The 11,979-nt window shown below is 43.7% G+C and carries 11 protein-coding genes; 6 read left to right on the forward strand and 5 right to left on the reverse strand.

The window, feature by feature from the left end:
• Nucleotides 1-466: 466 nt before the first annotated feature.
• The gene (locus HOL16_00360) at nucleotides 467-1,966 is read right to left on the reverse strand and encodes an NAD(P)H-hydrate dehydratase (protein MBT5389155.1); all 1,500 of its coding nucleotides are present in this window, start codon (nucleotides 1,964-1,966) and stop codon (nucleotides 467-469) included.
• Between the two features lie 51 nt (nucleotides 1,967-2,017).
• A complete protein-coding gene (locus tag HOL16_00365) occupies nucleotides 2,018-2,887 on the reverse strand; it encodes an NAD(P)H-binding protein (protein ID MBT5389156.1) in 870 nt (289 codons plus the stop codon).
• 116 nt (nucleotides 2,888-3,003) lie between these two features.
• On the opposite strand from HOL16_00365, the gene HOL16_00370 reads away from it, so the two are divergent.
• Together HOL16_00370 and HOL16_00375 are read left to right on the forward strand one after the other, a co-directional pair.
• Nucleotides 3,004-3,597 carry an SIS domain-containing protein gene (locus HOL16_00370; GenBank protein ID MBT5389157.1) on the forward strand — a complete coding sequence of 198 codons (594 nt, stop codon included), beginning with the start codon at nucleotides 3,004-3,006 and terminating at the stop codon, nucleotides 3,595-3,597.
• Between the two features lie 140 nt (nucleotides 3,598-3,737).
• Complete coding sequence (locus HOL16_00375) at nucleotides 3,738-4,676, forward strand: complex I NDUFA9 subunit family protein (protein MBT5389158.1); 939 nt, start codon at nucleotides 3,738-3,740, stop codon at nucleotides 4,674-4,676.
• 55 nt (nucleotides 4,677-4,731) lie between these two features.
• On the opposite strand, the gene HOL16_00380 is transcribed toward HOL16_00375, so the two are convergent.
• The gene (locus HOL16_00380) at nucleotides 4,732-6,291 is read right to left on the reverse strand and encodes an NTP/NDP exchange transporter (GenBank protein MBT5389159.1); all 1,560 of its coding nucleotides are present in this window, start codon (nucleotides 6,289-6,291) and stop codon (nucleotides 4,732-4,734) included.
• A 189-nt stretch (nucleotides 6,292-6,480) separates the two neighbouring features.
• Complete coding sequence (locus tag HOL16_00385; protein MBT5389160.1) at nucleotides 6,481-7,281, reverse strand: undecaprenyl-diphosphate phosphatase; 801 nt, start codon at nucleotides 7,279-7,281, stop codon at nucleotides 6,481-6,483.
• A 58-nt stretch (nucleotides 7,282-7,339) separates the two neighbouring features.
• On the opposite strand from HOL16_00385, the gene HOL16_00390 reads away from it, so the two are divergent.
• Genes HOL16_00390 through HOL16_00405 form a run of 4 tightly spaced genes read left to right on the forward strand, consistent with a single transcriptional unit; the run spans nucleotide 7,340 to nucleotide 11,027 of the window.
• Complete coding sequence (locus tag HOL16_00390; protein MBT5389161.1) at nucleotides 7,340-8,032, forward strand: glutathione S-transferase family protein; 693 nt, start codon at nucleotides 7,340-7,342, stop codon at nucleotides 8,030-8,032.
• Between the two features lie 15 nt (nucleotides 8,033-8,047).
• Nucleotides 8,048-9,211: a glycosyltransferase family 4 protein gene (locus tag HOL16_00395; protein ID MBT5389162.1), complete on the forward strand. Its 1,164-nt coding sequence runs from the start codon at nucleotides 8,048-8,050 to the stop codon at nucleotides 9,209-9,211.
• Entirely contained in the window at nucleotides 9,211-10,158 is a 948-nt protein-coding gene (locus HOL16_00400; protein ID MBT5389163.1) for a glycosyltransferase family 9 protein, read from the forward strand. The genes HOL16_00395 and HOL16_00400 overlap by 1 nt, the downstream gene beginning before the upstream one ends.
• On the forward strand, nucleotides 10,155-11,027 hold the full coding sequence (locus tag HOL16_00405) for a CPBP family intramembrane metalloprotease (GenBank protein MBT5389164.1): 873 nt from the start codon (nucleotides 10,155-10,157) through the stop codon (nucleotides 11,025-11,027). Before HOL16_00400 ends, HOL16_00405 begins: the two co-directional genes overlap by 4 nt.
• A 68-nt stretch (nucleotides 11,028-11,095) precedes the next feature.
• Here the strand turns inward: HOL16_00405 and HOL16_00410 are convergent, their stop codons facing one another.
• Nucleotides 11,096-11,680, reverse strand: a complete 585-nt coding sequence (locus HOL16_00410) for a hypothetical protein (GenBank protein MBT5389165.1) — start codon at nucleotides 11,678-11,680, stop codon at nucleotides 11,096-11,098.
• Nucleotides 11,681-11,979: the final 299 nt, after the last annotated feature.

Genomic DNA, 11,979 nt, shown 5'->3' on the forward strand with positions numbered 1-11,979 from the left:
TACTTCTGCAAAAGAATTTCGAAGATCAATCATGGACTTTTTTGAAATCACTTGGCCAAAAATTTCCCACGATATGGTGGATCGCATCAATGATGATTTTCAATTACTGAAATCGGCACTTTGATTCGTTTTGGGTATAGTAATTTTTGTTCAGTTGTATCGAATTGGACAACTCTAATGCCCTTTTTACTTATTCTAGGAAAATTAAACTCATCGATATCCACAATGATATGCGCAAGTGTTGTTTGGTAAAGTAAAATAAACAGTACAAAAATCAGAACAGGAAATTTTAGTATTTTCATAACCTAACCTATTTCAAAATGAAAAAAATGCACGACCCGAAAATTGGGTCAACCTTCCAATAGCTCTCTCTGATTTCAACTTAATTATTTAAAAACATTCTTGATGTCGAAAAGTAATACAGAATTTGTTTTTTGTAAACTGTACAAAAATTTCATTCTTCTCTTTAAAATACCTCATCCATAATTTCAGGAATACAGTCTGGGATGTCTTCTGCAAGGAGGCCAAGTCCGATCAAGTCACTTGCTTCACTATGGATCCAAGTGGCCATGGCACTCGCGTGGAAGGGATCCATATCTTGGGCCAAAAGTCCTAAGATCATGCCCGATAGAACATCTCCTGTGCCGCCTGTGGCCAGGAACGGTGTGCCATGATTTTCGATGATTGTGTGGCCAGAGGGATCTGCAATGACGGTATCGGGGCCTTTTAAAACAAGAATAGCCTTACTAAGTTTGGAAGCCTCTTGGGCTTGGGATATTCTTGATCCTTTGTCATTGAAGAGGCGAGAAAATTCTCCTGTATGGGGCGTCATGACACAGGGGCTTTTGATGGCCGCAAAAAGATCCTTAGGATGTTTCTCAAATGCCGTAAAAACGTCAGCATCTAAAATGCAGGATCGTTTTTTGCCCAGGACAGCTCGAACCTTATTTTGCAAAGAAGGAATCAGATCACGGTTTCCTCCCAAGAATCCTGGGCCCAGTAGGTAAGCATTTTTCCTGTCATCTTTAACAAGTTCTTCAAAATCATGGGTGTGGGCGAGAATAGAAAGGAGAATTCCTGGAGAACTGGTGGCATATATTTCTTGGGCTTCTGGAGATGTTGCAATGGATATCAGTCCTGCTCCTATGCGGCGGGCTGCCATGGCCGCAAGCCGTGCTGCCCCGGTGAATGTGGAGCCTCCTAGAATAACCCCGTGGCCTCTTGTATATTTGTGGCCTTCGATTTTGGGATATGGATAGGCACTCTTCCAAAGATCAGGGTGATTCAAATAGATTTTTCTTTGCGTGTCATCCGGTGCGACAAATCCGATATCATGTATTTTGCAAATGCCCGTGTGACTGCGACCAGGTAGGAGGGCGTGACCAAGTTTTTTGTGCCCAAAAGTAACCGTTAAGTCTGCATTAAACGCAACACCTAAGAGAGCTCCCGTAGCCCCATCTATGCCACTAGGAATATCAATAGATACCCGAAAGGCTTTTTGCTGATTTGCTGTTTTAATAATGTCAACGTAGGGTTCTTTGAGGGGCCTATCTAAGCCAATGCCAAATAGGCCATCTATTATGATATCGAACCCCGAAGTGATTTCAGGGTTTAGGTCTGTGCATTTTTCGGTCCAGAGAGCTTTGTGTGCAGTGGCAGAGTCGGACCAGCGACCATACGCTGGTGGAATAGCCACGGTGACGGGCCATCCAGCCTCTTTGAGGAATCGCGCAACAACAAATCCATCTCCGCCGTTGTTTCCAGGACCACAGAGGACAATTGTTTTTTGTGGTTTGGGAAAATGATCCAGTATTTCTTTGGAAACGGCTTTGCCAGACCGCTCCATAAGATCATAAAAGGAAATTTTGGTTTCTTTGACTGTTTTATGTTCAATGGAAACCATGTCTTCTACGGTTACAAGTAAGTGTTGATCGAATTTTTTAGATCCTAAGAGACACTTTGCCATTTTGCTTCCATATGAGTCATCATTACGTACGTTTAGTTTGAGCTCAAATGATTAAAAAGACAATTTTTTTCTGGGATACCATCCTCTTTGAATCTTGAGGTTCAGTCCATCTTCAAAGCTTATGGGGGTAATTCCTAATTGTTGGCGTAAGGGCGTAACATCATAAGACTTGTTTTCCGTAGCTCGTACAAGCTCGTCTTGGTTGATAGTCATCCCTAGGGGCTTGAGTAGTTTGGCTACCAAAGAGAGTGGTGAGATGGGGACGGGCAAAATATGGATTTTCCGATTTAAGGCGTTTCCACATGTTTTGACTAATGATGAATAAGGGATCGGTTCAGGTCCCGCAACCGTGATTGTTCTATCAAGTTTCGCTAAATCAGCTGAAACGCTTTTAAAGAGAGCTTCGATAACGTCATCTACGAAAACAGGTTGGACGAAAGCCTTGCCGCCATTTGGTAGGGGAATAAAGGGAAATTGTTGAACCAGTGATAATATACGATTTATATTTCGATCTTGAGGGGATCCATAGATCATGGATGGGAGCAACATGATGCCTGGTACTTTTGATTTGTTAAAAAGCTCTAAAGCTTGGCGCACAGCATCCGCTTGGGGATCAGGAAGCTTGGTGAAAACGCGCGTGGAGCCCATAAGAATCAGTCGATCAAGTGCTTTAGGCAGGTTAGGGATAATGGTTTCAGCATGGCTTCCGTGGGCACAACAGATAACAATTTTTGCTTTTTTCAAAAGTGGCTTCAAGGAGCTGGGATCCTGTAAGTCAGCATACGCTTGTTGGGCACGTTTATCGATTGTGGAGAGTTTCTCCTTGGTGCGCCCAGTGGCAAGCACATCGTGTCCAGCGTCGCAGAGCTTTTCCACAAGTTTTCGTCCGATCATTCCAGTGGCGGCTAGAACAACAATCATAGTATTCCTTTCATCCTATTACTGGTGTTTTTAAAGGTTTTGGAGTTTTTTTCCTAGGAAAAAGATTTATTTCATGTAAAAGAGGGCATAATAGATGAACAATATTGAGGGTTGCCATGTCTTTTCAAAAGTATCTTCAGGAAACAGTTAAGGTTCTTCAAGCTTTGGAGACTCAAAATGTCTTCTCTACAGTTGATAATGTCATAAAGGTTATCTCGCAGGCGCTCGTTAATCGCCTCCCCCTTCTTGTTTGTGGAAATGGGGGATCGGCCTCAGATGCCATGCATATTTCTGGGGAGTTAGTTGGACGCTTTGTCAAAGAACGTCCTGGATTAAAGGTAATCGCCCTTAGTGCTGACCAGGCCTTCATGACGGCTTGGAGCAACGACTACTCCTATGAAACGGTCTTTGCCCGTCAGGTGGAAGCTTATGGAGAAGCAGGCGGGGTTCTTTTGGGGCTAAGTACCAGTGGAAATTCCAAGAATGTCATTGAGGCTTTTAAGGTTGCCAAATCCCTTTCCATGGAAACAGTTGCTCTTACGGGTGAATCAGGAGGCGCATTGGCACCTATGGCTGACTATACTTTGAAGGTTCCTTCTTCCATAACGTCACACATCCAGGAAGGACATTTGTGTCTATACCATTACATTTGCCGAGAAATAGAAGCCATATGTGCTGCTAAGCTTGGAAATATGGAAGTTGCCGTTTAAATTTTCACTCAGCTGATTGAAAAATAAGGCATTACGTTTGATGTTATCGTCAGATAGATGTGCCTGAATCATTCAAATCCTTTCCTAAAATACATATTTTCATTACACTGTACTAAAGAGAGGGCGGCCAGGGAGAGCTTATGGACTTGAGGGGAAAAAGAGTAACAGTCTTCGGTGGATCAGGCTTTGTGGGTCGGTATGTGGTTCAAAGTTTGGCAAAGAATGGCGCTATGATTACGGTGGCTTGCCGTAACGTTGAGCGTGCACTTTTTCTGAAGACTTTGGGAGAAATAGGCCAAATATCACTCGTCAGCACCAATGTTATAGATCCAAAGTCAGTTGCGAGGGCTCTGGAGAATGCAGACATGGTCGTGAATCTAGTGGGCATTCTCTTTGAGGCAGGAAAACAGACTTTTAAAGGTGTCCACGAAAATGGGCCAGAGCGTATGGCTCAATTGGCCAAAAAAGCTGGAGTTGAACGGTTTGTTCACATTTCAGCCATTGGGGCGGATTCTCAATCGCGCTCTAAATATGGCAAGACAAAGTTTGCAGGGGAGACACGATTACGGAAAAAGTTTCCGGAAGTAACCATTGTGCGCCCAAGCATTATTTTTGGGGCAGAGGATGCCTTTTTTAACCGATTTGCTTCCATGGCTTGCATCAGCCCCTTTTTGCCGCTCATTGGGGGAGGTAAAACACAGTTTCAGCCCGTTTACGTGTGTGATATTGCCGAAGTGGTTTGTCGTATTCTCATGACGCCTCAGACCATAGGAAAGCTCTATGAGCTGGGAGGGCCGAATATCTATTCCTTTAAGTCGCTTATGCAGATTATGCTGGAGCAAATCCATAGGAAACGATTGTTGATTCCCATCCCTTTTTGGATGGCATCTTGTATGGGAGCCGTATTTGGCCTCCTTCCCAATCCACCCCTGACCCTAGATCAAGTGCGTCTTCTGCGAAGAAATAACATTGTTTCTGAAAAAGCTTTGGGTTTTAAGGATTTTGGGATAGATCCTTTGGCAATGGAAGCTATTCTCCCAACTTATTTAGATAGGTTTTGTCCTGTAGGATCCAAATAAAAAAACCGGGCACTTAATTCAAGGCCCGGCTTTTCAAAATATTATAGTTTACGTTCTATGCAGCGGAAGTCTTAGACTTTTTAGTCTCCTGCTTTGCTCTTAAAGCGTAGTATTGCTTTGAGAGTCCGAAGACCGCAAATAGCCAGACACCAACGATAGCCATAACAATAACAGCTAGGATCGGTGCGATGGTGATCTGTGTACTTCCAACGATACTGACAAGAAGAATCTGCTGCATGATAGCACCACCTGATTTTCCTAAACGCCCACCAACCCCGTCAACGGCGGCCTTACCACGGACTTTTAAGTTATCATCCAGCGGGATATAAGACATTTCCTTGGTTGGATCAAACAATGAGTATTTTGTAGATTTACTCAGAATGTTTTGGGCGGCCCCCACAATCACAGCAAGAAGCACTGGTGTTACCGTTAATGCTGCCATTAATGGGGTCATATCATCCCGGAAAATGACAAAGGTAAAGAAGGAAGCCCCAGTTATAAGGACCATTACAGGTGTAATGATAGCTCCTGTGAACCAACCTAGCCGCCTTAGAATGTTATTTCCAACGATCATCAAAATGATTGTTGTAAACCCTGTCATTTGGGAGAAGAAACCCATAAAGTTAACGTATGAGTTTGTATCAGGATACTGAAGTTTGAGTTGGCTTTTCCAAGTAATTTCAACCAAGTTGATACTGATACCATATCCAAGAACGAGCATGGCAATAAAGCAGAGGTACTTAGAGGAGAATACAACCTTTAAGCCTTCAGTAAAGCTGAGCTTTACCTTCTTTTTCTTTTTAGATGTTCCCATGGTTTCTGGATCATAAAGTCGTGGATCTGTCAGGACATTCTTTTGAATCCAGTTGTATAAGAACATGATGAGTCCGCCAAAAAACAGAAACGCAACCGTAATGTACTTAAGGTTTGTTCCCCAGACCTGATCCAGACTAGCGCCAGTAACTTCACTGGAGCTTGTGATCCATCTCAAAAGTCCACCAGAGAAAATAAGTCCAACGTTTCCTACAAGTCCGAAAAGGGCGTAGAAACGTTGTGCCTCAGAACTACGGGTAGTTTCATTGGCAAATGTCCAGAAGAGAACCGAGAGAGCAACGGTTCCCCACAATTCAGAAAACACGTAATACAATGAATATGTCCAATAACCGATGACAGGAATGAACCACTGCAAGCGTGGATATTCACCCTTCAACTGCTGGATCGTATCTTGGCTCATATTAAAGAATTCTTTGTTCGGAAAAATGACAAAGGCGAAGAGAGCAAAGAAAATCAAAAACATGGAGAGTGTCGAATAGAAGAGAGTTGTTTTCTTCAGAAGCGTACTCATTTTGGCATAGAGAATCATGACCAAGATGGCCATTGGAAGGGTGCCGTATATCTTCAAAAAGTTTGTAACTTCTGCACCTGATCCCGGTGCGGTAATGATAATAGCGTCTTTAACGTCTCGTAAAATAGTATAATTAAATAGAACACAAAACATCATTAAAGCCATCGGAATGACTTTTTTGTTTTCATACCCATTCACTGGCCAAAATATAGCTTTAATTTTCTCTAATGTGGATGGGTTCGATGTGTCCACAGGGGATTGAGTCGACATTGTAAATCCTTAATTTTGATATATAAATCTCTAAAGTGACTGGTAAGCAACCTGGGCTCACGACAGCATCAATGAACGTGCACTCTATTAGGAGGTAATTCACTGATTGGCCCTCTTTTACAACAAAATATTTCAAATTGCTACTAGAAAAAAATACAGTAGTATAATCGAGAAAAATTTTCCCTTATATCAATAAGATACCCAAAAAATAATTCCGATGCCCAATAGAATACGGTAAATCATAAAGGGAGCAAAGCTATGATGCTTTAACCAGTGCATCATAAAAGAAATGGTGCAAAGACCGGCGAGAAAAGAAATGACGATCGCACTTAAGAAAGGAACTGATAACAAATCATTCTCTGTTCCAATGCTTTCAAGCACAGTGAGTGTGACAGCTCCTAAAACAACGGGAATTGACATCAGAAAAGAGAAGCGGATTGATTCGATGCGAGTGAATCCAAAGAACCGGAGAGCTGAAATTGTTGTACCAGAGCGGCTTGCGCCGGGCAAAAAAGCAAACACTTGGGCGCATCCTACAAGAAAGGCTTTACCGAAGGACATTTCCTTAAGGCTGGAGTCGTTTTTACAAAAACGATCAATGAGGTAGAGGATTAGGCCAAAAATAAGGCTCATCCAACCGATAATGGCAATGCCTCGCAGAGCATTTCCTGTATATTTTTGAATTAGGAAGCCAAAAAATACCGATGGGAGGGTCGCAATGACGAGAAATAGAGCCATTTTCCCATGGTCGTTCATGGTGCGGGAGAACATCATTCTAAAGAAGCCCGCAAACAGATTGACGAGATCTTTCCAAAAATAGACACAAACGGCACCAAGGGTTCCAAAATGCACAGCTGCATCTAAAACGCGATCATGGGCATCCCATCCAAAAAATTCTGGCAAAAGAATCAAATGGGCCTGGGAACTCACGGGAATGAATTCTGTTATACCTTGGATAAGTGCGAGAAGTGCGAGAGGCAGGAAAGTCATTGGTCTTAACTCTATTTTACGCTTGAGTCCCTAAACTGAGGGATATATACCATATAGCATGCGAAAGTTATATCATTTTTCTATTTGTCCTTTTTCCCGTAAAGTGCGGTTGGCTCTTGCAGAAAAGATGCAGGAGGTGGAGCTTGTCCTTGAGCGGTTCTGGGATAGGCGGCCAGAGTTCTTAAGTCAAAATCCCCTGGCACAAGTGCCCGTGCTCGTAGATAAAGTGCCGAAGGATGCCACGGGGTCGAACGAATTTACCATTGCAGATAGTAATGCAATTTGTGAGTATTTGGATGATCAATATCCTGAGCGACCATTGATGGGAGAAACACCTCGTGCCAAGGCTGAAGTTCGACGTCTGGTGGGTTGGTTTGAGGGAAAACTCTATAGTGATGTTACGGTGCCGATTCTTTCGGAAAAGATTTTCAAGAGATTGACACGCCAGGGGTCTCCAGAACCGCTGCGCATCCGGCAAGCCCACGATGCGATCCATTTTCATATGGAGTATATCGGCTGGCTTTCTGAGCAGCGAAATTGGCTAGCAGGAGATGCTTTTTCTATTGCTGATATTGCGGCGGCTGCCCAACTGTCCTCTTTAGATTATTTTGGAGATGTTCCCTGGGAGCATCATCCAGCCGCAAAAGAATGGTATGCGCGCATAAAGTCGCGCCCCAGTTTTCGCCCACTTTTGACGGATCGTGTGGGGGGCATGAGCCCACCTTCTTATTATGCCAACTTGGATTTTTAAGGAAGGAACTCTTCTTTGAGCTCAAAAGTAAAAAAATTTCCCACGGTACTTCAAGTTCTTCCCTCTTTAAATGGGGGCGGGGGTGTTGAACGGGGAACTGTAGAAATTGCTGAGGCTATTTACAAGGTAGGTGGAGAGGCGATCGTCGTGTCCTCGGGAGGTGACCTAGAAAACACCCTCAAGCGCCATAGGGCTCAGCATATAAGGTTGCCTGTTCATAAAAAATCTCTGTTTACCATTCTTGCGAATATTCGACGTCTTCGGAAAATTATACGGGAACATAAGGTACAGATAGTACATGCGCGCAGCCGTGCTCCTGCTTGGAGTGCTTACTATGCGGCGCGCCGAGAGGGTGTTCCCTTTGTCACAACTTTCCATGGAACCTACGGCCTTTTTGGTCCCTTTAAAAAGTGGTACAACAGAATCATGGTTCGAGGGGATCGGGTCATTGCAAATTCCAAGTTTATTGCAGGCCATATTAAAGAAAATTACGAAGTCCCTCAAAAGAATTTGAAAATAATCCAACGAGGTGTGGACACAGATCTATTCGACCCTACGAAAACAAAGGTCGAACGATTTGTTCAGCTTGCTAACAAATGGAACATTCCCGATGGGAAGCGGATTATTCTTTTGCCTGGACGATTGACGCGTTGGAAGGGTCAAGAGACGCTTATTAAGGCCTTGATGCACATGGAAACATCGGATTTGTGTTGTATTTTCCTAGGCTCGGATCAGGGAAGGAGCGAGTATACAAAAGAACTTATTCTTTTGGCGCAAATCTCTAATTTAGGGGATGTTGTCAAATTTGTGGGAAATTGCGACGATATGACCAGTGCTTATATGATGGCAGATGTGGTTGTATCTGCTTCCACCGATCCAGAGGCATTTGGCCGTGTCATTGCGGAAGCACAAGCCATGGGTCGTCCGGTAATTGCGACCAATCATGGGGGAGCATTAGAGATTATTAAGGACGGTATTACGGGATGGTTCGTTCCACCCTATGATCCAGAGAGGCTGGCCGAGAAGCTTCAAAAAGCCCTCGCGCTTCCAAACTATAAGCGAGAAGAGCTGAAAAAAGAAGCACGGGATCATATCCTCAAAAACTTCACAAAAGAGGCTATGTGTAAAAAGACTTTGGCCATCTATAAAGAACTTGCTGCATCAGGAAAACGCAAATAATGAAAACCACAGAGCGTATTCTTGTCATCAAATTAAGTGCCTTTGGAGACTTTATCTTGGCAATGGGTCCCTTTGCTGCCATTCGTGAGCATCATCCTAAAGCTCATATTACCTTACTGACGACGAAGTCTTTTCGGGGGATCGCTGAAAAGTCAGGCTTATTTGATGATATCTGGCTCGATACGAAACCTAGAATTTGGCAGCTGTCTAAGCTTTGCAAACTTAGAAATCGTCTTTATAGAGGGAAGTTTGATCGGGTATATGATCTTCAGACGTCCGATCGAAGCAGCTTATACTTTCAGCTTTTGCGGCTCGGATTTTTAGGCAAAAAAGTGCCTGAGTGGTCCGGAATTGCAAGAGGATGTTCCCATCCCCATGCAAATCCTAGCCGTGATCATATGCATACGGTGGATCGCCAGCAGGAACAGTTGGCCATGGCTGGGATTAAAAAGACGCCATTGGCCGACTTATCCTTTTTAAAACAGTCCCTAAAGGGTTTTGATCTCAAAAAATCTTATGTTCTTTTGGTCCCCGGTGGGGCTGCCCATCGACCAGAGAAACGATGGCCGGCTGAATCCTATGGGCAACTATGTGATTGGCTCATAAAAAAGGGATACCAGCCAGTTGTGGTGGGCACCCCTACGGAGCAAAAGGTAACCCAGGCGATTGTGAATCAGGACAACCGAATTCTGGATCTTACAGGAAAGACTTCCTTGGAAGATCTGGTATCATTGGGGGCTGGTTCCTCTGGGACCATTGGAAACGACTCGGGGCCAACGCATGTCTTTGCCCTTTCCGGTTCCCCAACAGTTACATTATTTTCCCGTGCCTCGGACCCTAAACTATGTGCCCCACATGGGCCAAAGACCACATATATTCGGGAAGACTTCCTCAAAAATCTTTCAACCGAAAAAGTATCAAAAACATTTCAGGAGCTCATAAAATGATAAACTTACTCTCAGACCCGTTTTCATTTGTTTTTATGTTAACTTTGGGGTTTTCAGCCCTATCACTTTGGGTTTTCCCCAAGTCGAAGGTGTGGAGCCTTTTTCTTTTGACGGCCACTATCCTGGGGTATCTTGCGTACCGCATTGAATTATTTGGGACGTTGGTTATTGCTGTTTCAGCCTTTGTTATCTGGTGTTTCTATAAATGGCGATCAAAAAAGCTTTTCAAAATTATTTTAGGAGCTCTCGTCCTCATCGGAGGCGGCCTTTTGTACACCCATCATGTTCCCGGCTTTCATAACTGGCTTATTGTGCCGGGAGTTCATTTATCTTCAGATAGCACGGCATACAGATTGTTCGTTAATGCCGACAAGATTTTGTTTGGGCTCCTCCTCGTGGGTCTGGGCATATCCCGTGTATCCTCGGTTCAAGATTGGTGGGAAAGCATCAAGGGTGCTGTTGTACCCCTTATTGCATTGGTTGTTCTTTTGAGTGCCGCCACCTTCTATATTGGCTATGTCCGCTTTGATCCCAAGTTCCCAACGCTTTTCTTCCTCTGGGCGCCGGTAAACCTGCTGTTTGTGTGCGTGGCCGAAGAGGCTTTCTTCCGTGGCTTTGTCCAGAAAGAGATAGCTGAATTATGTGGCAATGGCATTCCGGGCAAGTTTTTTGCTCTTATGGCTGCGTCAATCGCCTATGGGGCTATCTCTTACAGAGGGGGACCCGTTTACATGGTTTTGGCAGGAATTGCCGGAATTGGATACGGTTTGGCCTATTTCAAATCAGACAAGCTAGAATCTTCTATCCTGTGTCACTTTGCCTTTAATAGCATACACTTTCTACTGTTCAGCTATCCGGCCCTGAGATAGTATTTACGCAAAGAAAAGGCCCCTCAGGGAGGAGCCTTTTCCAGAGATATTGAAGTTTGAGCTAGAGGCTATTCTTCGTCCTTGTCTTCTTCGCTATCCTCGTACCATTCGCAGAAGGCTTTATGACTTTTTTCAAATCCAGAAATATCACATTTTTCCCCCATGGTGTCGAGGTAGTCATTGCATCCCTCATGTACCGTAGGCTCTTCTCCGCTACCGAATGCCTTCAAACAGGCGACCTTTTGTGCATGTGAGTGGCATGTATGACAAGCAGCTGGTGCCTTAGCCTTATGATGTGCTTTTTTATGTACGCCAAGGGCGCTACAAATATGAACATATTTATTGTATTGTTCTTGACTAATAGAATGGCAGGATGTTTTAACGTGGCTTTTACAATTAAGGTGTTTGCTATGGGCAAACTTTTGCGCATCACCCTTCAGGCAATTCTTAAAACATCTTGATTCAGCAAAATAGGAAACATCCCCACAGTCGGCTTCATCAAGTGTACAGTCGAAGTTTTCATTAGTACACTTGTCCCCGATAACACCCTTTAGGAAATCAGGGGTTTTGAAACCAAAAAGCGCCTCTGCATTCTGTGGCAGCATAAAACATAGCACTGCCAAACTCATACATATTCCCATAAACTTTTTCATAATCATGTCTCCCTACGTATTACTCTCGCCTCCTCCGAGTAACCGAAAGAGAAGCTCCCTTGCCTTTGGGGTAAACTGATTTTTCTTATTAGCTTCCAAAGGCTCCATATTTCCTTATATTCTGACATAATATTCAAGGAAAACAAAGTTTTTATTTTATCCCAAAATCCGCGATAGGAAGTTACATTTCTCCTTCAAGTTCAAGGGGACGCAGTTTTTTCGATCGAGCGCGAGTTTTTTTAGGTGTTAAATTTTTAAATCAGCAATAATTGACCCAAAGCGCTAAAAGTTACTCTAAA

The sequence above is a fragment of the Alphaproteobacteria bacterium genome, assembly GCA_018662925.1.
Lineage (GTDB): Bacteria > Pseudomonadota > Alphaproteobacteria > 16-39-46 > JABJFC01 > JABJFC01.

Excerpts from the sequence above, each read along its gene's own strand:
- HOL16_00360 (MBT5389155.1), bottom strand. The coding sequence starts at position 1,966 with ATGGCAAAGTGTCTCTTAGGATCTAAAAAATTCGATCAACACTTACTT.
- HOL16_00365 (MBT5389156.1), bottom strand. The coding sequence starts at position 2,887 with ATGATTGTTGTTCTAGCCGCCACTGGAATGATCGGACGAAAACTTGTG.
- HOL16_00370 (MBT5389157.1), top strand. The coding sequence starts at position 3,004 with ATGTCTTTTCAAAAGTATCTTCAGGAAACAGTTAAGGTTCTTCAAGCT.
- HOL16_00375 (MBT5389158.1), top strand. The coding sequence starts at position 3,738 with ATGGACTTGAGGGGAAAAAGAGTAACAGTCTTCGGTGGATCAGGCTTT.
- HOL16_00380 (MBT5389159.1), bottom strand. The coding sequence starts at position 6,291 with ATGTCGACTCAATCCCCTGTGGACACATCGAACCCATCCACATTAGAG.
- HOL16_00385 (MBT5389160.1), bottom strand. The coding sequence starts at position 7,281 with ATGACTTTCCTGCCTCTCGCACTTCTCGCACTTATCCAAGGTATAACA.
- HOL16_00390 (MBT5389161.1), top strand. The coding sequence starts at position 7,340 with ATGCGAAAGTTATATCATTTTTCTATTTGTCCTTTTTCCCGTAAAGTG.
- HOL16_00400 (MBT5389163.1), top strand. The coding sequence starts at position 9,211 with ATGAAAACCACAGAGCGTATTCTTGTCATCAAATTAAGTGCCTTTGGA.
- HOL16_00405 (MBT5389164.1), top strand. The coding sequence starts at position 10,155 with ATGATAAACTTACTCTCAGACCCGTTTTCATTTGTTTTTATGTTAACT.
- HOL16_00410 (MBT5389165.1), bottom strand. The coding sequence starts at position 11,680 with ATGAAAAAGTTTATGGGAATATGTATGAGTTTGGCAGTGCTATGTTTT.